Here is a 24,897-nt window from a genome sequence, read left to right as displayed (position 1 = left end):
GCCGGGTTTATTCCCCTTCCCCTTTAACAGGTTTTTTTCTCTTTATTCTCGTTTTGCGCAGAGGCGTAACCGTAGGCGTCATAGGCTGTGCTGTAATAGCTGACGGACGATTTCACCACGTCATTCAGAATCGCGCCTTTAATTTTGACGCCCATCTGCTGTAAACGCCCGTAGCTGACCTGGATCTCCTTCACGGTCGTTATGTTGTTACGCGCCACCAGCAACGTAGAAGCAGCAACACTCCCCACCACTGCCGCATCCGTCACCGCCAGAATGGGTGGGGTATCGACGATGACCATGTCGTAACGCTCGCTTGCCCATGCCATGAATTCACGAAAACGTCCGTGCATTAACAGCTCCGACGGATTTGGCGGATATTGTCCACAGGTCACCACATCGAAGTTGCCGCTGGTATAGGTTTGCACGGCATCATCAAAGGCCACTTTGCCTGACAGCACATTCGATAACCCTTTCTCATTACTGAGCGCGAAAATCTTGTGCACGTAACCTTTGCGCATATCCGCATCGATAAACAGCACCCGTTGATCTATCTGTGCGACCAATGCCGCCAGCGAGGTACTGACCAGCGTTTTACCGCAATCCTGGCTCGGCCCACTGAACATCAGGATGTTGTTTTCCGCATCCATCATCGCAAAATGCAGGCTGGTGCGTAATCCACGTACGGCTTCAACAAAAATATCCATCGGCCTGACCACCGGTAAAAAAGGCACTCTCGTGGTTTTATGCCGGATGTAATAGCGTAAGAAAGACTTGCCGCCCAGAGAGGTTTTGTTGCTTAGCCATTCGGAATGCGGCAAGGTGGCATAGACGTTTATCCCCTCGCTTTCGAGCTGCTCCGGGCTGGTAATGCCGCGATTCAGGGCCGCTCTTGCCAGCACCAGTCCCGTAGAGATAAAAAATCCTGTCAGGGTGAGTAACAGAATTATCATCGACTTACGCGGTTTTATTGGAGCCGGTTGCGTCACCGCCGGGTCAATAATTCGCACGTTGCCAATGGCGCTCGACTGGGAGATATTAAGCTCCTGCTGGCGAGTAAGCAGCTGGAGATAAACTGCACGACCGGTGTCCACATCGAGACTAAGGCGGAGCACTTCCTGCTGTGTCGTCGGCATCGCACTGACGCGATCGTTCAGACGTTTACGTTCCTTCTCTAACGTCTGGCGCTTTTCCCTCAAGGCCCGGTAGGTCGGGTGATCTTTTTTATAGAGCTGCGACACTTCCGCCTCCCGGAAGGTCAGCTCATTCAACTGATTATCAACGTTGACGATCTGCTCCAGCACCGCTTTGGCTTCCAGCGATAAATCCACCGAATCGCGTTGTTTACGATAGGTGTTGAGCCGTTCTTCGGCCTGCTCCAGTTCGCTGCGCACCAGCGGCATTTGCCGTTGTAAAAAGGCCAGACTTTGCGAATCCTGCGCTGCCTGCCGGGCAATGTTTTGTTGCAGGTAGCTCTGGGTAATGTGGTTCAGCGTTCTGGCAATCAGCACCGGATCGGCACCTGTCAGGCTCAATGTGAGGATGCCACTCTCTTTACTCTGTTCCGTCACGTTAAGCTGTTGGCTCAGGGCATTGATTGCCTCAAGCTGCGTAGCCTGCTTCACCCGGAAACGTGTTCCGGCAGGCGCTGACAACTCACGGACCTTAATGGTCATCCCCGCGTGTTGTACCAGCTTACCGACCGTACCCTCAATGCTATTCCCGGCCCCTTCCAGCAGATACTTTCCATTGTTTAGAGCAGTAATGGTGAGTGACATCGCTTTCCCCTGCGCGGGAGGCAGCGTCAGTGTATCGAGTCTCAGGATAGCGGGCTGCTGGCCGGTGAGCCTTGCCCAACCCTCGCCAATCAGGGGAAAGCGGATGGGCGTAATTTGATCGTATAAGCGCAACGCTCGCACGGTTCCGCCGAGGATCATGCGGGAGCGCAACAACTGAAGTTCGGCGGATGAATCCGGCGAATAAGCAGGTGAGAGTTGGTCTAACGATTTAAGCAGGCTGTTTTGTTGCTTCTCTTCTATTTGTACCATCGCGTCCGCGATATATACCGGCGATGCAAAAAGCGCGTATACCAAGCCACATAACGCAAAAAGCAGCGTACAGCTAAAAATACACACCCGATGATCGATTAACTCTCCGAGAAGACGCGTCAGATCCAGCTCATGATTATCTGCAACATAACCCTGCGCATTTACGGTTTTCGACGACATGTACGTAATCCCTTTCCTGTAAGTCGGTTGGTCCATTCCTGGCTTGCTTCGCCAAGCAGGCGAAAAACATAGTCAAACGCTTCAATGCTTTTACCGTACGGATCGGGAATTTCCTGGACCCTTAGCCACTGGCCGAACAGCAAGGCTTTACCCCGCACCTCCGGCGCCATGAGCGAGATCCGGTTAATCTGTCCTGGCTCCATGGCGAGGATCAGATCGTATTCCCGCATCATTGCCGCCGTCAGTGGGCGTGCAACGTGATCGGCCAACGACAGGCCATGCATGGCCGCAATTTGCCGGGCACGGCGATCTGCCGGATGTCCCGCCAGGCCGCACGTACCTGCAGAAGCGATGGACAATGCAGGCAAATGTTGTTGTAGGAGCCGTTCCCCAAGCGGGGAGCGGCAAATGTTTCCTGTACACACCACCAGAATCGATTGGATCATTATTCAGGCCACGATCTGATAAAACGCACGGTTTCCGTCAGGTCATGCACGCCATTGATGGTAGGCACCAACTGCGACAGAACCCGGTTCCAGCGTGAGACCGGTGCCGTGGTCACGTAGACGATATCGTAGGGCTGGAGCTGAAATTCTGTGCCGAGCACCATGGCTGACGCGTCGCGGGCATTCAGCTGCCAGATGCGCGCAATTTTGCCGTCCGGGCTTTTCCCGGTGGTGGAGCGGATCACGAAGATACCGGTAGCATCAGCCTTCTCCTGATTCAGACCACCGGCGTTGGCTAAGGCTTCTGCCAGCGTCATACCGCTGCGATCCATCTTGAGGGTGCTCTGTTTAACGACCTCGCCCATGACGAAGACTTTCAGGGCGTCATTGCGTGGGATAAACAGGATATCGCCCGGCCAGAGCAGGCGGTTTTGCGTCAGGTCGCCATGCTGCATCAGGGCATACAGCGAGATCGGCGTATCTTTGCCCTCGTGGGTGAGCACCACGTTGCGCCAGTCAGCATTAGCCGACAGCCCCCCTGCCGCATTGATAGCATCCATAATGGTCAATGGAATATTGGTAATGGGCTGTTGCCCAGATTTGACCACTTCGCCAGTGATATAGGCTTTTTGCGAACGGAACGCCGCGATACTGACATCGACCTGCGGGCTTTCAATCACCCTGTCCAGCCTGGCGGTGATCTCATTGCGCACCTGGGCAATGGTTTTACCCGCAACGTTGAGTTGACCAACGTAGGGATAAAAGATTGTGCCATCGGCACCGACCCAGTTACCGGTGTCGCTGGCGCTGCGATACTGCCCGGCCGGGGTGGTGAGTTCGGGATGATCCCAGACGGTGATCATCAGCACGTCCCCGGGGCCAATCCGGTATTCCCAGTTCTTTAACTGCTCATCCAGAGTAGGATTTGCCTGAGATTTCTCACCATTTCCCCGCAGTTGTTCAATGACGGAGGGCGTTAATGGCCAGACATCCACTTTTTTGTTTAAATCAAGCGAATCGTCGGCAACAGCAACGTTATTTTTTTCTGAAGTATTTATATGTTGACCGGGTGTAATTGTGCAGCCTGCTAATAAAAGGGCGGCAAACAATCCTGCACCGGCGCGAAATGTTGTTGTCATTAATAAATGGCACTCTATTATTGTCGATAAAAACTCATTAGCTCCCCTATAGCTCTCGTTAAAATCGCCACATAAGTATAATTAAAACATCAATTATAATCAGAGAGTTACAAGGAGTGTTGAAATAGAAAACAACAACCCGGATACATGCGGCCAGGTTGTTTTTTCGGATAAATAAAAGCCAGAGTTTTTTTCAGTTAATTAAAACACATCATAAGCATCCCGCAATGAACATAACATACTCATGTAATAACTATTAAGTCTCCGGGTGTTCATTTCGGATTTCATCAACGAAATAATAGAATTAATTAATCACTAAATAATAAAGCATTCACAACATCGATAATTGAAAAGTGACATACCTACCGTCAGGATGTGTTGATTTGTTACATTTTTTACACACCCAGCCAGCCGGCAAAACATAAAATAGACTATCTGTTGCTCGGTCACGAAACAGCAGACCAAGAGTAATGGCCACGGTTAATCTGGAGAAAAAATGACTAAAGGTAAAATTCTACTTCTGGGCGTATTGATGTCACTGGCGAGCGCGGCGTTTGCTGCCCCGCAAGCCGCAGCGGCACCCTCTGGCATCCAGGCCTATGAGGAACAGGAGTTTGTAGCCGATTTTACGAAATTCAAGATTGGTGATTTCGCCCCGGCGCAGTATCTGACACCTGAGTACACCATCAAGCAGTACAAACTGCGCAACCTGCCTGAACCGCAAGCTGGCACACACTGGACCTACATGGGTGAGAACTATGTGCTGGTGGGTGATACCGACGGTAAGATCTACAAAGCGTATAACGGCGATATCTTCTATCACCGTTAAATAATGCTTTTGCCGGGTGGCAAGATAAAAGCAAAACGGTCACCCTGAGGTGACCGTTTTTGTCTTTGCGCCCTCTCCCGGAAGAAAGGGACAGGACAGGTGCATCAGGCAGCCCCGGTAAAACAACTACACCGCACGGAAGGCGATATCCGCCGGGATCACTTCCCCCTGCCAGTAGAGCTGGGCCGCGACGCGATCCGCCAGCTGGCGATACATCTCAGTAAACTCACTGTCAGGACGGTTAACCACGGTTGGCTTCCCGCTGTCGAGATCTTCACGCAGCGTAATGTGCAGCGGCATCTGGCCCAGCAATTGGGTGTGATACTGCACCGCCAGCTTCTCTGCCCCGCCTGCGCCAAAGATCGCCTCATGATGGCCGCAGTTGCTGCAGATGTGCATGCTCATATTTTCGACCACGCCCAGCACCGGCACTTCAACCTTCTCGAACATCACAATGCCTTTTTTGGCGTCGATCAGCGCGATATCCTGTGGTGTGGTCACCACTACCGCCCCGGTAACCGGGATGTTCTGCGCCAGCGTTAGCTGAATGTCGCCGGTGCCCGGCGGCATATCCAGCACCAGATAATCGAGATCCGGCCACAGAGTCTCCTGCAACATCTGCATCAGCGCTTTGCTGGCCATCGGCCCGCGCCACACCATGGCGTTGTCGTCGGTGACCAGATAACCAATCGAGTTAGTCGCCAGACCGTAGGCCATGATCGGCGCCATATGGGTGCCATCCGGCGAGGTCGGACGCTGGTTTTCCGCGCCCAGCATATTGGGGATCGACGGGCCGTAGATGTCGGCATCCAGGATACCCACTTTCGCCCCTTCGGCGGCCAGCGCCAGCGCCAGGTTCACGGCGGTGGAGGATTTCCCCACCCCACCCTTGCCGGAGCTGATGGCGATAATGTTCTTCACGCCGTTAATGCCCGGATGGTTTTTTACCCGCTTGAGGGTGGCGATATTATGGGTCAATTTCCAGTCAATTGCTTTCGCCCCGGTGATCCGCAGCAACTCAGCGCTGGTTTGCTCTTTCAGCGTCTCAAACGCGTGCGTCCAGACGAACGGCATCTGCAGCTCAACATGCAGGGTATCATCCAGCCACGCCACGTGATGCAACGCCTTGAGCGCGGTGAGATTGTGCTTCAGGGTGGGGTGCTGAAAGTTAGCCAGCGTCCCGGCGACCATTGCGCGCAAGGCTTCCGGTGATTTGGCCTGGGATTGAGAACTCATCCCGACTCCTTTTGTTATTGTGGATAAGAGCTTTGTTGAACAAGTTTACCTGAAAGGCCGTGGTTTGTGCTTACTTAATAATGCCCCTTTTGGTACTATCAAAACCCTTTTCACTACCAAAGAAGTAATGTCCACTATGACTCAAGTCGCGAAAAAAATTCTGGTGACGTGCGCTCTGCCGTACGCTAACGGCTCAATCCACCTCGGCCACATGCTGGAGCATATCCAGGCTGATGTCTGGGTCCGTTACCAACGAATGCGCGGCCATCAGGTTAACTTCATCTGTGCAGACGATGCACACGGCACGCCGATCATGCTGAAAGCACAGCAGCTCGGGATCAGCCCGGAACAGATGATTACTGAAATGAGTCAGGAGCATCAGACGGATTTTGCTGGCTTTGACATCAGCTACGACAACTATCACTCCACGCACAGCGACGAGAACCGTGAGCTGTCGGAGCTGATCTACACCCGTCTGAAAGAGAACGGTTTTATTAAAAACCGCACCATTTCTCAGCTCTACGATCCGGAAAAAGGCATGTTCCTGCCGGACCGCTTTGTGAAAGGCACCTGCCCGAAATGCAAATCCCCGGATCAGTATGGCGATAACTGCGAAGTGTGCGGTGCAACCTACAGCCCGACCGAACTGATTGAGCCGAAATCCGTGGTATCCGGTGCCACGCCGGTGATGCGTGATTCCGAACACTTCTTCTTCGACCTGCCATCCTTCAGCGAAATGCTGCAGGCATGGACCCGCAGCGGCGCGCTGCAGGAGCAGGTGGCGAACAAAATGCAGGAGTGGTTTGAGTCCGGCCTGCAGCAGTGGGATATCTCCCGCGATGCGCCGTATTTCGGCTTCGAAATCCCGAACGCACCGGGCAAATACTTCTACGTCTGGCTGGATGCGCCAATCGGCTACATGGGTTCCTTCAAGAACCTGTGCGATAAGCGCGGCGACACCACCAGCTTCGAGGAGTACTGGAAAAAAGATTCCGACGCCGAGCTGTACCACTTCATCGGCAAGGACATTGTTTACTTCCACAGCCTGTTCTGGCCAGCCATGCTGGAAGGCAGCGGCTTCCGCAAGCCGACCAACCTGTTCGTTCACGGCTATGTCACGGTGAATGGCGCGAAGATGTCCAAATCGCGCGGGACCTTCATTAAGGCCAGCACCTGGTTGAACCATTTTGACGCCGACAGCCTGCGCTACTACTACGCGGCGAAGCTCTCTTCCCGTATCGACGATATCGACCTGAACCTGGAAGATTTCGTTCAGCGCGTGAACGCCGACATCGTTAACAAGGTGGTCAACCTGGCCTCCCGTAACGCCGGCTTCATTGCCAAACGTTTTGACGGCGTGATGGCGGCTGAACTGGCGGATCCGGCGCTCTACAAAACCTTCACCGACGCGGCTACCGTGATTGGCGAAGCCTGGGAAAGCCGCGAGTTCGGTAAAGCAGTGCGTGAGATCATGGCCCTGGCCGATCTGGCTAACCGCTACGTTGACGAGCAGGCTCCGTGGGTAGTGGCAAAACAGGAAGGCCGCGATGCCGACCTGCAGGCAATCTGCTCTATGGGTATCAACCTGTTCCGCGTGCTGATGTCCTATCTGAAGCCTGTGCTGCCGCAGCTGGCCGCGCGTACCGAAGCGTTCCTGAACACCGAACTGAGCTGGGACAGCATTAACCAGCCGCTGCTCGGCCACAAGCTGAACGCGTTCAAAGCGCTGTATAACCGTATCGAGATGAAACAGGTTGAAGCCCTGGTTGAAGCGTCGAAAGAAGAGGTGAAAGCCGCAGCCGCGCCGGTTACCGGCCCGCTGGCAGACGATCCGATTCAGGAGACCATTACGTTCGATGATTTCGCCAAAGTCGATCTGCGCGTGGCGCTGATTGAAAACGCGGAATTTGTTGAAGGCTCCGACAAACTGCTGCGCCTGACCCTGGATCTGGGTGGCGAGAAGCGCAACGTCTTCTCCGGTATTCGTTCTGCTTATCCAGACCCGCAGGCGCTGATTGGTCGCCATACGGTGATGGTGGCGAACCTTGCTCCGCGCAAAATGCGCTTCGGCATCTCAGAAGGGATGGTGATGGCCGCAGGCCCTGGCGGGAAGGATATCTTCCTGTTAAGCCCGGATAGCGGTGCGCTGCCTGGTCATCAGGTGAAATAACAAAAAAGCCGGAGATACGCTCCGGCTTTTTTTATACCTTTTACTACCCGCTGCTCTCCCCTCCCTGTGGAAGAGGCTGGGGGCGAGACGTCAAGCCGCACCCCTGGCAATCATCACGGTTTCGGGTGGTGCACCCGATGCGTCAGCCCACGCAGGAAATTACGCAGAAACTGGTCTCCGCACTCGCGGTAATTTTTATGATCCGGCGCGCGCATCATGGCGGTGATCTCCGGCATCGACACGCGATATTTCTGCTCGGTCATGATCGCCAGAATATCGTCGGTCTTCAGCGAAAAAGCGATACGCAGCTTTTTCAGCACCGTGTTGTTGTTCACCCGACGCTCGAGCGCCAGCTCAGGCGCAGACTCATCTTTGCCGCGCTTGTCATAAATAAGACCGTTCAGGAAACCTGACAGGATGATGTCCGGGCAGCGAACAAAACCCTCTTCATCCTCTTTGGTCATCCAGGTGTCGAATCCGGCAGAGGTGGATTCCATATCGGCAAGCGCAAGAATGCGCACCATGTCGTTATTGTTGGCTTTCAGGGTGTAGCGCAGGCTACGAAGAATATCATTACTGAGCATAGAGCCTTCGAGTGTCGATGATGCAATGGCGCGCAGTGTAGCAGTTTTACAGCCCTATCGCCTCTTTCAAACTTTTCAGATAGCGACGGCTGACCGGCACCGTCTGCCCGGCCCGCAGCACCAGCTCCGCCTGACCGTTCTCCTCCAGACGGATCTCTTTCAGGTGCGCCATGTTGACCAGGTACTGACGATGGCAGCGCAGCAGCGGCGTGCGGCTCTCCAGGGTGCGCAGCGTCAGCTCGGTAAAGCCCTCTTTGCCTTCACCGCTGGTGACAAACACCCCGCTCATTCGGCTGCTGACAAAGGCCACGTCATCCATTTGCAGCAGATAGATGCGGCTGTGGCCGGTACAGGGGATAAATTTCAGCGGCTGCTGATGTTCCGCCAGCAGCGATACGTCCTGCACGTTGCGCTCCTGGCGCAGGCGGTTGAGGGTCTTTTCCAGCCGCTGCTCTTCAATGGGTTTTAGCAGATAGTCGAACGCGTGCTCTTCAAAGGCTTTGACCGCGTACTCATCAAAGGCGGTGAGAAACACGATGTAGGGGCGATGTTCAGGATCGAGCATTCCCACCATCTCCAGGCCGCTGATGCGCGGCATCTGGATATCCAGAAACAGCACGTCGGGGCGCAGCTTGTGCACTGCCCCGATGGCCTCGATGGCATTCGCGCACTCGCCCACAATTTCAATATCACTCTGCTCCTGCAGCAAAAACCGCAGGTTTTCCCGTGCCAGAGGTTCATCATCGACAATCAGCACATTCAACATGCGTGTTCCTCCAGAGGCAATCTTAAGGTTATGCGGGTAAAGCAGTCCGGCTCGCAGACAACGGTGATGCCGCAATCCTCGCCAAAATGGGCGCGCAGGCGTTTATCCACCAGCCCCATCCCCAGGCCGCCGCCCTCGTGGGTCGCGGTATAGAGTCCGGCGTTGTCTTCGATATCCAGCACCAGATAGCGGTTAAAGCGGCTGGCGGTGATGGCGATTTCACCGGTGCCCAGCAGCTGCGAGGTGCCGTGCTTAATCGCATTTTCCACAATCGGCTGTAAGGTGAAGGCCGGAAGCTGCTGCCAGGCCAGTTCCTCCGGCACCGAAAGCGACACCTGCAGGCGCGACTGAAAACGCGCCTGCTCAATTTGCAGATAGGCATTCACATGCTCAATCTCATCGGCAAGGGTGACGATTTCCGACGGCCGCTTCAGGTTCTTGCGAAAAAAGGTCGAGAGAAACTGCACCAGCTGCGTTGCCTGCTCGCTGTCACGGCGGATCACCGCCTTCAGGGTGTTCAGCGCGTTAAACAGAAAATGCGGGTTAACCTGAGCATGCAGGAGCTTGATCTCCGACTGGGTGAGCAGCGCCTTCTGGCGCTCGTACTGACCGGCAAGGATCTGCGCCGACAGCAGCTGGGCTATCCCCTCCCCCAGAGTGCGGTTGATGGAGCTGAACAAACGGTTTTTCGCTTCATACAGTTTGATGGTGCCCATCACCCGCTGATTTTCACCGCGCAGCGGGATCACCAGCGTCGAACCCAACTTGCACTGTGGATGCAGCGAGCAGCGGTACGGCACTTCGTTACCGTCGGCGTAGACGACCTCTCCGGTCTCAATCGCGCGCAGCGTATAGGCAGAGGAAATCGGTCTGCCGGGCTGGTGATGATCGTCCCCGGTGCCGGTAAAGGCCAACAGCTTTTCGCGATCGGTAATGGCGACGGCGCTGATATCCAGCTCCTGATGCAGCACCTGGGCCACCTTCATGCTGTTTTCTTCGTTAAAGCCCTGACGCAGGATCCCCTCCGTCGAGGCCGCCACCTTCAGCGCGGTAGCGGAAAAGGCGGAGGTATACTTTTCAAACATGGCCCGCTTGTCGAGCAGGATACGCATAAACAGCGCAGCACCCAGGGTGTTGGTGACCATCATCGGCGCGGCAATGCTGCTGACCAGATGCACGGCATCCTCGAACGGACGCGCAATCAGCAAAATGATCATCATCTGCACCAGCTCAGCCACCAGAGTGACCATGCCTGCGGTGAGCGGGCTGAAGACCTTATCCGGGCGACCGCGCCGCACCATCACGCTGTGGATCAGGCCGCCAAGCAACCCTTCAACGATGGTTGAGATCATACAGCTCAGCGCCGTCATTCCGCCCATCGAGTAGCGGTGCAGCCCCCCGGTCAGGCCCACCAGCCCGCCGACCACCGGGCCGCCGAGCAGCCCGCCCATCACCGCGCCAATCGCACGGGTGTTGGCAATGGAGTCTTCAATATGCAGGCCGAGATAGGTGCCAAGAATGCAAAAGATAGAGAAGGTGACGTAGCAGAGCAGCTTGTGCGGCAGGCGAACCGTGACCTGCATCAGGGGGATAAACAGGCGCGTTTTACTCATCAACCAGGCGATGACCAGAAACACACACATCTGCTGAAGCAGCAGCAACACCAGATTAAATTCGTACATGCCCACAAACCACACACAGTAAAACCGCGTAACATACACCGAAGCGCATTAACTTTCCTGGCAGCCTGAAGATAAAAATGTGTTTTCGTGTCAGGCATCACACCTTTAACCCAACATAGTCTTAAATTCACCTTCGCCGGGCAAAAAAAGAGGGATCCTTCCTGGTTCGGCATTCTGCGTCTACAGTTAATCTGGGTATGTGCAAGCCGGGGGAAAACATGGCGCTCTACACGATTGGGGAAGTGGCACTCCTGTGTGATATCAACCCTGTAACGTTACGCGCATGGCAACGACGTTACGGATTACTCAAACCACAGCGAACCGACGGCGGACACCGGCTGTTCACCGATGCGGATATCGACCGCATCCGGGAGATAAAAGGCTGGATCGATAACGGCGTTCAGGTTGGCAAGGTCAAAACGCTACTCAGCCCGGAAGGCCAGGAGGAGCAGGATATCTGGCGCGAACAGCAGGAGGTGCTGCTGCGTTACCTGCAGTCCGGCCATCTGCATCGCCTGCGCGTATGGCTCAAGGATCGCGGCAGCGAATACCCTGCACAAACCTTAATTTCGCACCTGTTTGTCCCGTTACGCCGAAGGTTGCAGTCGCAGCAGCCCACGCTGCAGGCGCTGCTGAGCGCCCTCGACGGGGTGCTAATCAATTACATCTGCATCTGTCTGGCCACCGCGCGTAAGAAGAACAGCAAGGATGCGCTGGTTGTTGGCTGGAACGTGCAGGACACCACCCGGCTGTGGCTGGAAGCGTGGATTGCCGCGCAGGAGGGCTGGCGCGTCGACGTGCTGGCCCACTCGCTGGTGCAGCTGCGCCCGGAGCTGTTCGACGGGCAGACGCTGCTGGTCTGGTGCGGCGAATCCCCGACCGCAGCGCAGAAGCAGCAGCTTACCCAGTGGCAGGCGCATGGTTACCCCGTGTTCCCGCTGAAAGGCAATTAATGGTTCATTAACAGCCGTGCTTCACCGTATAATCGCTCTGTTAACATCAGGAGCACATTATGAAGGCAACCAAAGTCGCGGTTATCACCCTGTTCTTACTCATGGCCATCAGCGGTATTGGCGGCGTGATGCTGGCAGGGTATTCATTTATTGTCCGTGGCGGTGTCGGCTGAGACGCTTAGCCAGGCGCTCAAAGGCGCGATCCACCACAATCGCCGCCAGCGCCACCAGTAACGCCCCCTGGATAATATAGGCCGTATTAAACCCGCTTAAGCCGATGATGATCGGCGTCCCTAGCGTATTTGCCCCTACCGTAGAGGCAATAGCCGCGGTACCGATATTAATAATCACCGACGTGCGGATCCCGGCCAGCATGACCGGCGCAGCAAGCGGCAACTCAACGTTGCGCAGACGCTGCCAGCCGCTCATCCCCATCCCTTCTGCCACGCTGATGGCCGCTACGGGCACGGACGCCAGCCCCGCCAGCGTCGCCTGCAAAATCGGCAGTACCCCATAGAGGATCAGCGCGATAATCGCGGGTTGTTGCCCAAATCCCATCACCGGAACCGCAATCGCCAGCACCGCCACTGGCGGAAAGGTCTGCCCGACCGCGGCGATGGTCTCGACCAGCGGGCGAAACTCACGCCCCGCCGGGCGCGTAACGGCGATCCCGGCCCCGGCCCCCAGCACAATCGCCACCAGGCTTGAGATCCCCACCAGCCAGAAGTGGGCCAGCGTCAGGCTAACGAAACTTTCCTGCTGATAGACGGGGCGCGGCAGCTCTGGGAACAACGCGCTGAACAGCGGCGCGCTGTAAGGCATCGCCACCAGCAGCGCCACAAAAAGCAACACCAGCCACAGGAGCGGCTCACGTAACCACGTCATTTACCGCCTCCGGAGTGAGCAGGTCGCGAAACCAGAGCGTACCGCACGGCCTGTCCTGGTCGTCCACCACCGGCAGGCGTTCACTGCCGCTGCTGACAAACGCCGAGAGCGCATCCCGCAGGCTCATGGAGGCGCGCAGCGGGCTGGCCTCGCCCGGCGTAATGTCCCGGCGCATCGACTCGCCCACCGTGCGCAGCGACAGCAGACGTACGCCCAGCTCGCTGCGGCCAAAAAACTCCCGCACGAACCCATTCGCGGGCTGGGTCAGCAGCGTCAGCGGTGTTCCTTGCTGCACGACTCTGCCGTTATCCATCAAGACCAGATGGTCGGCCAGCCGAAGTGCCTCGTCGATGTCGTGAGTGACCAGAATAATGGTGCGGCCGAGGATGCGGTGGATACGGGTCATCTCCGCTTGCAGAGCGCTACGGGTCACCGGGTCGAGGGCGCCAAAAGGTTCATCCATCAGCAATACCTCAGGGTTGGCCGCCAGCGCGCGCGCCACGCCCACCCGCTGCTGCTGCCCGCCGGAAAGTTGATGCGGGTAGCGCTCGCGCAGTACCTGCTCCAGCCCCAGCAGCGCCATCAGCTCATCCACCCGATCGTTAATTTTTTGCCGGGACCATTTTTGCAGCTGCGGCACAGTGGCGATGTTGCGGGCCACCGTCCAGTGCGGGAACAGGCCAATGGACTGGATGGCATAGCCCATTCGCCGCCGCAGCTCCAGCACTGGCAGGCTGCGGATCTCCTCTCCGGCAAAGCGGATCAGGCCGCTGTCATGTTCTACCAGCCGGTTGATCATCTTCAGGGTGGTCGATTTGCCCGACCCCGAGGTGCCAATCAGCACCGAAAAAGCCCCTTCGGCAAAGGTCAGGTTCAGATCGCTGACCGCTGGCTCCCCGGCAAACGTTTTATTTACATCATGAAATTCAATCATCGGTTCTCCTTCGCAGCAGGGCGATCCACAGGGCAAAGAGCGCATCCACCACCACTGCCAGCGCGATCGTCGGGATCACGCCCAGCAGCACCAGATCCAGCGCGCTGCTCAGCAGCCCCTGGAACACCAGCGCCCCGAATCCGCCGGCACCAATTAACGCCGCAATTACCGCCATTCCCACCGTCTGTACTGCCACCACCCGCAGGCCGCGCAACAGTACCGGCAGCGCCAGCGGAAGCTGGATCTGCCAGAAGCGCTGGCGGGTATTCATGCCCATGGCGTCGGCGCTCTCCAGCACCTCGGCAGGGACCTGGCTTAACCCCGCCAGCACGCCGCGCGCCAGGGGCAGCAGCGCATACAGCACCAGCGCGATAAGCGCGGGAGTCATACCGGTTCCGGCAATTCCCAGCGACGACAGCCACGGCCAGGCGCGGGTCAGCCCGGCCAGCGGGGCAATCAGCAGGCCGAACAGCGCCACGGAGGGCACGGTCTGAATCACGCTCAGGACGGCAAACACGGGCCCCTGATACGTCGGGCGGCGATAACAGAGGATCCCCAGCGGGACGCCGATCAGCAGCGCCGGCAACAGGGTGCCCAGCAGCAGGGTCAGATGCTGCGCCAGGGCGGCGTTAAAGGTATCTTCGCGGTTGGTATACTCTTTCAGCAGGGACAGCGAGTGGAGCTCACCGCTGAATAACAGCAGCAGCGGCAGGATCCAGATTTGCGCCTGCAGCAGCCAGCGCCAGAGCGGCTGCGCGCTGAGCCGCCGAATGGCATCGCTGCAGGCCAACAGGCAGAGCGCCAGCCACAGCCACAGGCCGCTCCCGACCGCGGTACGCGCCAGCGGGCTTTCGCTGGTGGCGAGGTGAGAAGCCGCCAGCCCGGCGCTCCAGACCAGCGCGGCAAACAGCAGCTCGCACACCACCAGGGTCGTCGCTAACGCCCATCGTCCGCGGGCGAGGGTCAACGCCAGCAGCAGGCCCAGCGGTAACAGCAGTAACGCAGGGGAAAATGACCACACCTGCCAGAGGGCACGCCCCTCCCCGGACACCAGCCGGTTAGGGGCGAAATTGACAAAAGGTAACGCGGCTGCGGCCAGGGCTATAACAGCCAACAGCAGCAGGACGCGGTTATGACATCGTATCGGCACCGAACTGTCCTGGGGCTACTTCACCAGCCCTTTCTGCTTCAGATAATCTGCCGCCACTTTTTTGGCATCCAGCCCTTCCACTGCAATGCTGGCGTTCAGCTGTTGCAGGGTTTTCTCATCCAGCGTTTCAAAGACCGGCTTCAGCCAGGTGTCCAGCTCCGGGTAGGCCTTCAGCACCGCTTCGCGTACGACCGGCGTTGGAGCATAAATAGGCTGAACGCCTTTCGGATCGGTAAGGGTTTGCAGACCCAGCGCCGCCACCGGGCCGTCAGTGCCGTAGGCCATCGCCGCGTTCACGCCCGAGGTTTGCTGGGCCGCCGCTTTGATGGTCACGGCGGTATCACCGCCTGCCAGCGACAGGAGCTGGCTCTGATCGAGCTTGAACTCATAGGCTTTTTCAAACGCTGGCAGGGCATCCGGGCGCTCGATAAATTCTGCCGAGGCGGCGAGTTTGAAATCGCCCTTCTCTTTCAGGTAGCGGCTGAGATCCTCAAGCGAGGTGAGCTTGCCTTTCTCCGCCAGGTCCTTGCGTACCGCGATGGTCCAGGTGTTGTTGGCCGGGGCCGGGGTAAGCCACATCAGCTTGTTCTGTTCGGCATCGAGCTTTTTCACTTTCTCATACCCGGCCTTAGCGTTTTTCCACGCCGGGTCGTTTTCATCTTTGAAGAAAAAGGCGCCGTTGCCGGTGTATTCCGGGTAGATATCCAGCTCACCGGAGGTGATCGCGCCGCGCACCACCGGAGTGGTGCCCAGCTGCACTTTATTGACGGTTTTTACGCCGTGGCTCTCCAGCACCTGCAGGATGATGTTGCCGAGCAGCGCGCCTTCCGTATCAATTTTTGACCCGACTTTTACCGGCTCTGCTGCCTGCAAAGGCAGGCTCAACGCCGCCAGTAATGCCGTTGAGCCAACAATCCCCTTTAAGATAGTCATTCCACTTTCCTCATGTTTTTGCCGCCGTTTTCAGTGGCTTGTGAGAAAAGCGTAGTCGATAAGCGCCGTTTTATCCCTGGTCCGGCAGTTTTAACGTAACAGTGAGCACGCAGGCGGCGAAACAGTGAACAGCGAGCGCACCCGGATACCAAAGCAGACGAACAACAGCCCGACCATAAACGAGGCAGTAACGGAAGTAAGACCGCAGCGGTCGGGCTCGAAATCGCCTGACTCGCGCGTCATATTGATAGCTGTCAGCGGTTAAGGGAGAGGCATGACACGCGGTTTTATCGCCCGGCTTGCGCGCCCTTTTGCCGAGGTTGAGCGAAGAATGAACCCGAGTGCGGTGTCAGAAAGCGCTTTTGATGAAATGCATGTTTTGCGGCAGCAGCCAGAACTGAACTGTGAAAACCTTCGCAATCTATTGCGAAAAGAGGGAGCCAAAAACGAGGATTAACCGGCTTTCAGGATGAAGGGAGGAAAATTTTGGGGCCGGTCACCAATGATGTGAGGCGGCCCCGCCTGGGTATTGCCGGATGGCAAGGTTTATAGCAGCTCGAACTCGCCCTTGTTAACCCGGGCAGAATCGACGCCGATAAAGACGTTGAATTTGCCTGGCTCGGCGTCGTATTTCATCTGCTGGTTCCAGAACTTGAGCGCATCCACATCAATCGGGAAGCTGACGGTTTTGGTTTCGCCCGGTTTCAGGTGCACCTTTTCGAAGCCACGCAGCTGTTTCACCGGACGGCTCATGGAGGCGGTAACATCCTGGACGTACATCTGGATCACCGTATCCCCTTCGCGTTTGCCGCTGTTGGTCACCTCGACGCTGGCAGTGACGTTACCGTCCGCTTTCATGGTCGGAGCCGACATTTTCACCTCAGAAACGGTGAAGGTGGTGTAGCTCAGGCCGTAACCAAACGGATAGAGCGGGCCGTTAGCTTCGTCGAAATAGCGCGAGGTGTACTTGTTCGGTTTATCCGCGTTGTACGGACGGCCGGTATTCAGGTGGCTGTAGTACACCGGGATCTGGCCGACGGAACGCGGGAAGGACATCGGCAGTTTGCCCGACGGGTTGTAATCGCCAAACAGCACGTCGGCAATGGCGTTACCGCCCTCGGTACCGGCAAACCAGGTTTCCAGAATCGCGTCAGCCTGCTGGTTCTCATCAACCAGCGCCAGCGGGCGACCGTTCATCAGCACCAGCACCAGCGGTTTACCGGTGGCTTTCAGCGCGGCAATCAGCGCCTTCTGGCTCTGAGGAAGGGTGATATCGGTGCGGCTTGAGGCTTCATGCGCCATACCCTGGGCTTCACCGACCACGGCCACCACCACGTCGGACTGCTTCGCGGCGTTAACGGCCTCGTCGATCATCTCCTGCGCCGGACGCGGATCGACCTTCACCGCCTCTTCATACTGGTTGAGGAAGGTAACGATGTCGTTATCGCCGGTGACGTTGGCACCTTTGGCGTAAATTACCTTGCCCTTGTCGCCCAGCGCATCTTTAATGCCGGTCAGCACGGTCACTGACTGATCGGCCACGCCCGCCGCAGACCAGCTGCCCATCACGTCGCGCTTGCTGTCAGCCAGCGGCCCTACTACTGCCACGGTGCCGGATTTCGCCAGCGGCAGCGTTTCCAGACGGTTTTTCAGCAGCACCAGGCTTTCGCGCGCTACGTCGCGCGCTTCCTTACGATGTAAACGGCTTTCGGCGTTGGTGTCTGACGGGTCGGACTCTTTTGGCCCCAGATGGCTGTACGGATCGTTGAACAGCCCCATGTCATATTTCACGTTAAGCACGTGGCGCGTGGCGTCGTCCAGCTCTGCCATGGTGACTTTGCCGCTTTTCACCAGACCCGGCAGGTATTTGCTGTAGTACTCGTCGCTCATGCTCATGTTGATGCCGGACTTCAGCGCCACCCGCACCGCATCTTCAGGATCGGCCGCGGTGCCATGCTTAATCAGCTCCTTGATCGCCCCGTGATCGGACACGGTGATGCCTTTAAAGCCCCACTGGTCGCGCAGGACATCTTTCAGCAGCCAGCTGTCGGACGTGGCTGGCGTGCCGTTCAGCGAGTTGAGGGCCACCATCACCGCGCCGCTCCCGGCATCGAGACCGGCTTTGTACGGCGGCATATAGTCGTTAAACAGACGCTGAGGACTCATGTCGACGGTGTTGTACTCTTTCCCGCCCTCCACTGCGCCATAGGCGGCGAAGTGCTTGACGCTGGTCATCACCGAGTAGCGATCCGCCGGGCTTTTACCCTGCATCGCTTCCACCATGGTTTTACCCATTATGGAGGTTAAATAGGTATCTTCCCCAAAGCCTTCCGAGCCGCGGCCCCAGCGTGGATCGCGGGAGACGTCAACCATCGGTGCCCAGGTCATGTTCAGACCGTCGTCTGCGGCTTCATAGGCTGAAACGCGGCCGACGGTTTTCACCGCCTCAAGGTTAAAGGAGGAGGCCAGGCCGAGACTGATGGGGAAGACGGTACGCTGGCCGTGAACCACGTCATAGGCGAAGAATAACGGGATTTTCAGGTGGCTGAGTTCCATCACCTGATCCTGCATCGCGCGGATATCCTGGCGGGTAACGGTGTTAAAAATTGCCCCAACCTGCCCGTTTTTGATCATTTCGCGAATGGCTTCTTTCGGATTATCCGGCCCGACGCTAATCAGACGCAGCTGGCCGATTTTCTCATCGACCGACATCTTTGTGAGCAGATCGGTGACAAAAGCGTCGCGGGCTTCCGGCGTCAGCGGATGATTACCAAACAGGTCATCAGCCAGCGCGGGCTGTAGCGCCAGACTTACTGCCACACCTACAGAACAGAGCCATTTCATCTCGTTTACTCTCTCATCAATAACCGCCGGATAGTCGCGGCCAGACCGTACGAAAAGCGCAGTGTGCCATAAACCCTGTGAACCTTGCAGGGTTTATTCTCTGATTTTTCTGGTGAATACTGGTTCGCTTAAACATTAATCGCGCTATGATTTTGGACGACGTATTCGACTGACCACAAGGGGTGGATGATGTCTTTTGAACAACCGCACGATAACACCGACTTTATTAATGAACTGACGCGACTGGTGGGGTCAGCCCACCTGCTGACCGACGCCGCGAAAACCGCGCGCTACCGCAAGGGTTTTCGCTCCGGTCAAGGGGACGCGCTGGCGGTGGTTTTCCCGGGCACGCTGCTGGAACTGTGGCGGGTGCTCAGCGCCTGCGTGGCGGCAGACAAAATTATTCTGATGCAGGCGGCCAATACCGGCCTGACCGAAGGCTCCACGCCGAACGGCAACGATTACGACCGCGACATTGTGATTATCAGCACCCTGCGCCTCGACAAGCTGCATCTGCTGGATAAAGGCGAGCAGGTGCTGGCCTATCCGGGGACCACGCTCTATTCCCTGGAAAAAGCGCTGAAGCCGCTGGGCCGGGAGCCGCACTCGGTGATTGGCTCATCCTGTATTGGCGCGTCGGTGATTGGCGGGATCTGCAATAACTCCGGTGGCTCGCTGGTGCAGCGCGGCCCGGCCTACACCGAAATGTCGCTGTTTGCGCGTATCGACGAGCAGGGCAAACTGACCCTGGTGAACCACCTGGGCATCGATCTGGGCGTCACGCCGGAGCAGATCCTCAGCAAGCTGGATGACGATCGCGTTAAGGACAGCGATGTGCTGCATGACGGGCGTCACGCCCACGATCATGACTACATCACCCGGGTGCGCGAAATCGATGCCGATACCCCCGCCCGCTATAACGCTGACCCGGATCGCCTGTTTGAGTCCTCCGGCTGTGCGGGCAAGCTGGCGGTCTTTGCCGTGCGGCTGGATACCTTCCCGGCCGAGAAGCGGCAGCAGGTGTTTTACATTGGCACCAACCAGCCGGAGGTGCTGACCACCATTCGTCGTCATATTCTCGGGGAGTTTACCCACCTGCCGGTCGCCGGGGAGTATATGCACCGGGATATTTACGACATTGCCGAACGCTACGGTAAAGATACCTTCCTGATGATCGACAAGCTCGGCACCGACAAGATGCCCTTCTTCTTCACCATGAAGGGGCGCACCGATGCGATGCTGGAGAAGGTGTCGCTGTTTAAGCCCCACTTTACCGACCGCTTTATGCAAAAGATTGGCAATGCCTTCCCGGCGCACCTGCCGCCGCGGATGAAAAGCTGGCGAGATAAGTACGAGCATCACCTGCTGTTGAAGATGGCAGGCGATGGGATTGCCGAAGCGCAGAGCTGGCTGGCCGAGTTCTTTAAAACCGCCGAAGGCGACTTCTTCGCCTGTACGCCTGAAGAGGGCAGCAAAGCCTTTTTACACCGCTTTGCCGCCGCCGGGGCCGCGATCCGCTACCAGGCCGTACATGCCGACGAAGTGGAAGATATTCTGGCGCTGGATATTGCCCTGCGACGCAACGATACCGACTGGTTTGAGACGCTGCCGCCGGAGATCGACAGCCAGCTGGTGCATAAGCTCTATTACGGTCACTTTATGTGCTATGTCTTCCATCAGGATTACATCGTCAAAAAAGGGGTCGATGCCCATGCCCTGAAGGCGCAGATGCTGGAGTTACTGCGGGCGCGCGGGGCGCAATATCCCGCGGAACACAATGTGGGTCACATTTACGAAGCGCCGGCCGCATTAAAGCAGTTTTATCGCGAAAACGACCCGACAAATAGCATGAACCCGGGTATTGGAAAAACAACCAAGCATAAAAACTGGAAGGAACAGCCTGAAGCAGCGGGTCATAGCCCGCAACCTACTGATCAAACCAGTTAGCCCACTGGACCTGCTGTTAAGCCCTCATGAATCGTACTAGAGTAACCCCGGGTCGCCAGAGAAAACTTTCTCTGGCTTTTTTGCGAGGAGCGGACAGCTATGTCGGCTATTGAAACTTTTTCCGAAACTGATGTTCAGGTTCGCGATGCCGAGGCGGAGGACGCGCATGCCATTGCCGCCATCTACGCCTGGCATGTCCTTCACGGGCGCGCGTCCTTTGAAGAGGTTCCCCCTACCGTAGACGAAATGCGCCAGCGTATAAATACGGTGACCAGCCAGGGATTGCCCTGGCTGGTGGCGCTCTATCGGGGAATTGTGGTGGGCTTCTGTTACGCCACGCACTATCGAGCGCGCACCGGATACCGTTACACTATTGAAGAGTCGATTTACGTCGAGGCCAGCACGCCCGGACGCGGCTTTGGCAGCGCGCTGTTAAGCGCCCTGATTGCCCGTAGCGAAGAGGGACCGTGGCGGCAGATGATCGCTATCGTCGGGGATGGGCCAAACAATGCCGGTTCGTTACGCCTGCACAAAAAACACGGATTCGAAGTGGCGGGACAGCTCAGAAGTGTGGGTTATAAAAAAGGCGACTGGCGCGATACGCTGATTTTGCAACGTCCCCTCAACGAGGGTGACTGGACGCTGCCGGAGTAATACACATTATTCCCGGCCTACAAACCGTAGGCCGGTATCACGTCACCCGGCGATGACAAACGACTCAATCGTTTTGTGCCGTCGCCATCTGCGCCGCTTTCTGCTTTTTATAACTCAGCGCCGCAGCCGGTACTGGCTGCACCTTCCCGGTTTCAATCCAGGTACGCAGGCGGCTGGCATCGGCAAAGTGGGTATATTTGCCAAAGGCGTCCATGACCACCAGCGCCACCGGCTTGCCATTAAAGACCGTACGCATGACCAGACAGTGACCCGCGGCGTTGGTAAAGCCGGTTTTAGTCAGCTGGATATTCCAGTTATCGCGGTAGACCAGATGGTTGGTGTTACGAAACGGCAGGGTATAGGCCGGATTCGAGAAGGTCGCCATCTCTTCGCGAGTGGTGCTGAGCTGGCCAAGCAGTGGGTACTGCTTAGTGGCAATCAGCAGTCTCGTCAGATCCTGCGCCGTCGAGACATTATGAATCGACAGGCCGGTCGGCTCCACAAAGTGCGTCTGAACCATCCCCAGTGCCTTCGCTTTCGCGTTCATCGCCCGGATAAACGCATCATAGCCACCCGGATAGTGGTGCGCGAGGCTTGCCGCGGCGCGGTTTTCCGAGGACATCAACGCCAGCAGCAGCATGTTTTTACGGCTGATTTCGCTGTTCAGGCGTACGCGGGAGTAGATCCCTTTCATCTCTGGCGTGTGGCTGATATCGACGCGCAGTTTTTCATCCAGCGGCAGTCGTGCATCCAGCACCACCATCGCGGTCATTAATTTGGTAATCGAAGCGATCGGGCGCACCAGATTGGGGTGGCTGGAATAGATCACTTTGTTGGTATTCAAATCGACGATCATGGCGCTACCGGAGGCAATCTCCGGCTGGGTGGCAGTAGCCACAGCGGCAGGTTTAGCGATCGCCGTGGTCGCCACTGGCACAGTCAGCAACAGTGCCAGACTCAGTAAAGAAACGCGGAATTTCAGCATGGTGAGATTTCTGATAATTATTCATGCACGTAATAACGTACACCGCCCGGGTCATAGCGCGAACGCGGGCTGGCTAAGGCATCATAGCCGTCCAGATGCCTTGCTGCCAGCAGTTAATCGTGAACAGATGCTGCATTGCTGGCAATTACACCAGCAATGCAGGAGCCTCAGAAGAGACGATAACCATAACCCCAAAGAATAACTGTCAGCGCCAGCAGCACTTCCAGCAACAGCACGCCAATGGCGAGCGTTGAACCAGAGAAGCTACGGCCCTCTTCTTTGTTGATATTCAGGAAGGTAGGAATACCGATATAGAGCAGATATCCGGTGTAAAACAGCGCCAGCGTCCCCACCAGGGCGCACAGCCAGACTAATGGATAGAGCGCCACAATCCCGCTCAGAAACAGCGGCGTTGCCACGTACCCGGCAAACACCATACAGTGCGTCAGCGAAGGGCGCTGCGGATAATTACGCGCCATCCAGTAAATCACTCGCCCCATCACCGCGACACCCGCCAGCATAAGGGCATAAAACACCACCGCCAGCGCCAGGCCGGTGGTCCAGGAGAGTTTTACAATGTTGCCGTCGTCAAAATCCCAGCCAATTTGCGTGGTGCCAATAAAGGCGCAAATGACCGGCACCGCGGCCATCAGCAGCACATGGTGGGTGTAGTGATGACTGACCGTTTCGTTTTCGCTTCTTATGACGTGCATTTCACGATCGGGATGGGAAAAGAGTCCCCAGACATGGTTCATAACGCCCCCTTGTTGTCGGCCCGCTAGCGATAACTCAAGTATAATGCAGGCCTGAGATTATTTTTTGTACAGCGCAATAATGCAGCAAATTGCGGGGCGTTCTGATATGTTAATGCCTACTAAACAGGCGGTTACAAAAAGGCCTCTTTCATGCCGGAATTCATCTTTTTTAAAAAAGGAAATACCCTCTCGGCCCTTGAGAAGTCCAACGTGCAGGGAGCCAGGTTGTTGCTTGAGCAGGGTTATGAAAAACAGTTTGAAGAAATTATGGCCTCTGACAGCCAGCATGCCCTGGCGCGTCTGGCCGATATCAAAAAAGAAGAGGCCCTGACGGAACATGCCTTTATGACCTGGCCCGCTTTTGCCGCGGCGGTGGCCATCATTATGATGGTTATGGGGTATCTGTTCAGCAACTAGCGTTTCCTGCGCTACGCTTATCGTATGGATATTAATACTCTCATTGCACAGTATGGCTATGCCGCGTTGGTTGTGGGCAGCATAGCGGAAGGCGAAACCATCACCCTGCTGGGTGGCGTGGCGGCGCATCAGGGATTGTTACGTTTCCCGCTGGTCGTGGCGGCAGTCGCGCTGGGCGGGATGATCGGTGACCAGCTGCTCTATTTACTCGGGGTGCGGTTTGGTCCGGCGATCCTGCGCCGTTTTTCCCGGCACCAGAAAAAAATCGACCGCGCACAGCGGCTGATCCAACGCCATCCCTACCTGTTCGTCATCGGCACCCGCTTTATGTACGGATTTCGCATCATCGGGCCGTTGTTAATCGGCGCCAGCCGTCTGCCGCCCAAAATTTTCCTGCCGCTGAATATTGTGGGGGCTATCGTCTGGGCGCTGATCTTCACCACCTTAGGCTACGTCGGTGGCGAAGTGCTGGAGCCGTGGCTGCACTCGGTAAACCAGCACCTGCGCCACTGGTTCTGGCTGATCCTGGTGCTGGTGCTGGTCGTCGCGGTACGCTGGTGGCTGAAACGCCGGGACCGCAGCTAATTTACTCTGCCGGTTTAAACTGCGGATTGCCCAGCATAAAACCGCCATCGACGATAAACGACTGTCCGGTGGCGTAGCTGGCATCCGTATCACACAGCCAGGCCACGAGGCTTGCGATCTCTTTCGTATGCCCCGGCCGTGCCAGCGGGATATTCGGCATAGAACCCGGCTTCACTTCGCTGTCGTCCATATCGTTCATCGGCGTGGCGATGGCCCCGGGCGCGACGGCATTGACCAGAATATTGTGCTGCACCAGCTCCATCGCCATCGACTTGGTCAGGCCACCGAGGGCATGTTTGGCCGAGGTATAGGCGCTGGCATCCGGCAGCGGGGTATGCTCATGCACCGAGGTGATATTGACGATGCGCCCGCCCTCTCCCTGCTTCACCATCTGCCGGGCGGCAATCTGCGAGCAGAGAAACGCGCCATCCACATCGACCTTAAAAATGGACCGCCACTGGTCATATTCCATGTCGAGAAACGCGGCTTTGGTCATCGCCCCGGCGTTGTTAACCAGCACGTCGATACGGCCAAAGCGGGAAATCAGCGTCTCGATCGCCTTTGCGCCGTCCGGTAGCTGGCTGAGATCCAGATGAATGGCCTCTGCCCGCTGCCCGCGCGCCTCAATTTCACGACAGGTTTTCAATGCCCCTTCTTCATCCGAGTGCCAGGTGACGCCAATATCAAATCCACGCTCCGCCAGCATCAGCGCCGTGGTTTTGCCGATCCCGGAATCCGATGCCGTCACAATAGCCACACGATTGTTTGAACCCATACT

At 56.8% G+C, this 24,897-nt stretch carries 24 protein-coding genes; 9 read left to right on the top strand and 15 right to left on the bottom strand.

Annotated features, from left to right (window positions below; genetic code table 11):
- Nucleotides 1-23: 23 nt before the first annotated feature.
- From ABIE02_RS07110 to ABIE02_RS07100, 3 genes are read right to left on the bottom strand one after another with little or no spacing between them, the layout of a single operon-like run.
- Nucleotides 24-2,225, bottom strand: coding sequence for a polysaccharide biosynthesis tyrosine autokinase (locus ABIE02_RS07110; protein WP_130588503.1), 2,202 nt, complete (start codon nt 2,223-2,225; stop codon nt 24-26).
- Nucleotides 2,207-2,671, bottom strand: coding sequence for a protein-tyrosine-phosphatase (locus ABIE02_RS07105; protein ID WP_032612533.1), 465 nt, complete (start codon nt 2,669-2,671; stop codon nt 2,207-2,209). Before ABIE02_RS07105 ends, ABIE02_RS07110 begins: the two co-directional genes overlap by 19 nt.
- Nucleotides 2,671-3,810 carry a polysaccharide export protein gene (locus ABIE02_RS07100; RefSeq protein WP_051916046.1) on the bottom strand — a complete coding sequence of 380 codons (1,140 nt, stop codon included), beginning with the start codon at nt 3,808-3,810 and terminating at the stop codon, nt 2,671-2,673. Before ABIE02_RS07100 ends, ABIE02_RS07105 begins: the two co-directional genes overlap by 1 nt.
- Nucleotides 3,811-4,306: 496 nt before the next feature.
- Here ABIE02_RS07100 and ABIE02_RS07095 point away from each other — a divergent pair, with 496 nt between their 5' ends.
- Nucleotides 4,307-4,639: an RcnB family protein gene (locus tag ABIE02_RS07095; protein ID WP_032612537.1), complete on the top strand. Its 333-nt coding sequence runs from the start codon at nt 4,307-4,309 to the stop codon at nt 4,637-4,639.
- 126 nt (nt 4,640-4,765) lie between these two features.
- Here the strand turns inward: ABIE02_RS07095 and apbC are convergent, their stop codons facing one another.
- On the bottom strand, nt 4,766-5,875 hold the full coding sequence (apbC, locus tag ABIE02_RS07090) for an iron-sulfur cluster carrier protein ApbC (protein ID WP_032612540.1): 1,110 nt from the start codon (nt 5,873-5,875) through the stop codon (nt 4,766-4,768).
- 136 nt (nt 5,876-6,011) lie between these two features.
- On the opposite strand from apbC, the gene metG reads away from it, so the two are divergent.
- A complete protein-coding gene (metG, locus tag ABIE02_RS07085; RefSeq protein WP_103792162.1) occupies nt 6,012-8,045 on the top strand; it encodes a methionine--tRNA ligase in 2,034 nt (677 codons plus the stop codon).
- 113 nt (nt 8,046-8,158) lie between these two features.
- On the opposite strand, the gene ABIE02_RS07080 is transcribed toward metG, so the two are convergent.
- The 3 genes from ABIE02_RS07080 to ABIE02_RS07070 are packed head-to-tail and all read right to left on the bottom strand — an operon-like array spanning nt 8,159 to nt 11,077.
- A complete protein-coding gene (locus ABIE02_RS07080; RefSeq protein WP_032612542.1) occupies nt 8,159-8,629 on the bottom strand; it encodes a DUF1456 family protein in 471 nt (156 codons plus the stop codon).
- A 46-nt stretch (nt 8,630-8,675) separates the two neighbouring features.
- Nucleotides 8,676-9,395, bottom strand: a complete 720-nt coding sequence (gene btsR, locus ABIE02_RS07075) for a two-component system response regulator BtsR (protein ID WP_059307536.1) — start codon at nt 9,393-9,395, stop codon at nt 8,676-8,678.
- Nucleotides 9,389-11,077, bottom strand: coding sequence for a sensor histidine kinase (locus ABIE02_RS07070; RefSeq protein WP_191152409.1), 1,689 nt, complete (start codon nt 11,075-11,077; stop codon nt 9,389-9,391). The genes btsR and ABIE02_RS07070 overlap by 7 nt, the downstream gene beginning before the upstream one ends.
- 218 nt (nt 11,078-11,295) lie before the next feature.
- On the opposite strand from ABIE02_RS07070, the gene mlrA reads away from it, so the two are divergent.
- Together mlrA and ABIE02_RS07060 are read left to right on the top strand one after the other, a co-directional pair.
- Nucleotides 11,296-12,030 carry an HTH-type transcriptional regulator MlrA gene (gene mlrA, locus ABIE02_RS07065; RefSeq protein WP_059307534.1) on the top strand — a complete coding sequence of 245 codons (735 nt, stop codon included), beginning with the start codon at nt 11,296-11,298 and terminating at the stop codon, nt 12,028-12,030.
- 59 nt (nt 12,031-12,089) lie between these two features.
- The gene (locus tag ABIE02_RS07060) at nt 12,090-12,203 is read left to right on the top strand and encodes a protein YohO (RefSeq protein WP_071886432.1); all 114 of its coding nucleotides are present in this window, start codon (nt 12,090-12,092) and stop codon (nt 12,201-12,203) included.
- On the opposite strand, the gene ABIE02_RS07055 is transcribed toward ABIE02_RS07060, so the two are convergent.
- From ABIE02_RS07055 to osmF, 4 genes are read right to left on the bottom strand one after another with little or no spacing between them, the layout of a single operon-like run.
- A complete protein-coding gene (locus tag ABIE02_RS07055; protein ID WP_059307533.1) occupies nt 12,178-12,915 on the bottom strand; it encodes an ABC transporter permease in 738 nt (245 codons plus the stop codon). The two genes, ABIE02_RS07060 and ABIE02_RS07055, sit on opposite strands and share 26 nt — an antisense overlap.
- A complete protein-coding gene (locus ABIE02_RS07050; RefSeq protein ID WP_150871796.1) occupies nt 12,899-13,849 on the bottom strand; it encodes an ABC transporter ATP-binding protein in 951 nt (316 codons plus the stop codon). The genes ABIE02_RS07055 and ABIE02_RS07050 overlap by 17 nt, the downstream gene beginning before the upstream one ends.
- Entirely contained in the window at nt 13,842-14,999 is a 1,158-nt protein-coding gene (locus ABIE02_RS07045) for an ABC transporter permease (protein ID WP_103792166.1), read from the bottom strand. Before ABIE02_RS07045 ends, ABIE02_RS07050 begins: the two co-directional genes overlap by 8 nt.
- A 15-nt stretch (nt 15,000-15,014) precedes the next feature.
- Entirely contained in the window at nt 15,015-15,932 is a 918-nt protein-coding gene (osmF, locus tag ABIE02_RS07040) for a glycine betaine ABC transporter substrate-binding protein OsmF (RefSeq protein ID WP_130588499.1), read from the bottom strand.
- Between the two features lie 274 nt (nt 15,933-16,206).
- Between osmF and ABIE02_RS07035 the strand changes: the two genes are divergently transcribed.
- Nucleotides 16,207-16,389 (top strand): hypothetical protein, encoded by a 183-nt coding sequence (locus ABIE02_RS07035; RefSeq protein ID WP_150871799.1) that lies wholly within the window; start codon nt 16,207-16,209, stop codon nt 16,387-16,389.
- 89 nt (nt 16,390-16,478) lie between these two features.
- Here ABIE02_RS07035 and bglX read toward each other — a convergent pair whose 3' ends face one another.
- A complete protein-coding gene (gene bglX / locus ABIE02_RS07030) occupies nt 16,479-18,776 on the bottom strand; it encodes a beta-glucosidase BglX (protein WP_032612556.1) in 2,298 nt (765 codons plus the stop codon).
- A 189-nt stretch (nt 18,777-18,965) separates the two neighbouring features.
- Between bglX and dld the strand changes: the two genes are divergently transcribed.
- Nucleotides 18,966-20,723 (top strand): D-lactate dehydrogenase, encoded by a 1,758-nt coding sequence (dld, locus tag ABIE02_RS07025; RefSeq protein ID WP_032612558.1) that lies wholly within the window; start codon nt 18,966-18,968, stop codon nt 20,721-20,723.
- Nucleotides 20,724-20,822: 99 nt separating this feature from the next.
- On the top strand, nt 20,823-21,377 hold the full coding sequence (locus tag ABIE02_RS07020; RefSeq protein WP_032612560.1) for a GNAT family N-acetyltransferase: 555 nt from the start codon (nt 20,823-20,825) through the stop codon (nt 21,375-21,377).
- A gap of 64 nt (nt 21,378-21,441) precedes the next feature.
- On the opposite strand, the gene pbpG is transcribed toward ABIE02_RS07020, so the two are convergent.
- Together pbpG and ABIE02_RS07010 are read right to left on the bottom strand one after the other, a co-directional pair.
- Nucleotides 21,442-22,362 (bottom strand): D-alanyl-D-alanine endopeptidase, encoded by a 921-nt coding sequence (gene pbpG, locus ABIE02_RS07015; RefSeq protein ID WP_059307528.1) that lies wholly within the window; start codon nt 22,360-22,362, stop codon nt 21,442-21,444.
- A 167-nt stretch (nt 22,363-22,529) separates the two neighbouring features.
- The gene (locus tag ABIE02_RS07010; RefSeq protein ID WP_032612563.1) at nt 22,530-23,117 is read right to left on the bottom strand and encodes a Yip1 family protein; all 588 of its coding nucleotides are present in this window, start codon (nt 23,115-23,117) and stop codon (nt 22,530-22,532) included.
- 150 nt (nt 23,118-23,267) lie between these two features.
- Between ABIE02_RS07010 and ABIE02_RS07005 the strand changes: the two genes are divergently transcribed.
- Together ABIE02_RS07005 and ABIE02_RS07000 are read left to right on the top strand one after the other, a co-directional pair.
- Entirely contained in the window at nt 23,268-23,534 is a 267-nt protein-coding gene (locus tag ABIE02_RS07005; RefSeq protein WP_144882971.1) for a hypothetical protein, read from the top strand.
- A 24-nt stretch (nt 23,535-23,558) separates the two neighbouring features.
- A complete protein-coding gene (locus ABIE02_RS07000; protein ID WP_144882972.1) occupies nt 23,559-24,119 on the top strand; it encodes a DedA family protein in 561 nt (186 codons plus the stop codon).
- 1 nt (nt 24,120) lies between these two features.
- Here ABIE02_RS07000 and ABIE02_RS06995 read toward each other — a convergent pair whose 3' ends face one another.
- Nucleotides 24,121-24,894 carry an SDR family oxidoreductase gene (locus ABIE02_RS06995; protein WP_059307525.1) on the bottom strand — a complete coding sequence of 258 codons (774 nt, stop codon included), beginning with the start codon at nt 24,892-24,894 and terminating at the stop codon, nt 24,121-24,123.
- Nucleotides 24,895-24,897: the final 3 nt, after the last annotated feature.

It is taken from the genome of Leclercia sp. 1548, assembly GCF_050435045.1.
Lineage (GTDB): Bacteria > Pseudomonadota > Gammaproteobacteria > Enterobacterales > Enterobacteriaceae > Enterobacter > Enterobacter adecarboxylatus.
Note: the sequence above shows the minus strand (reverse complement) of the source record. Positions and strands in the feature narration are given on the sequence as shown.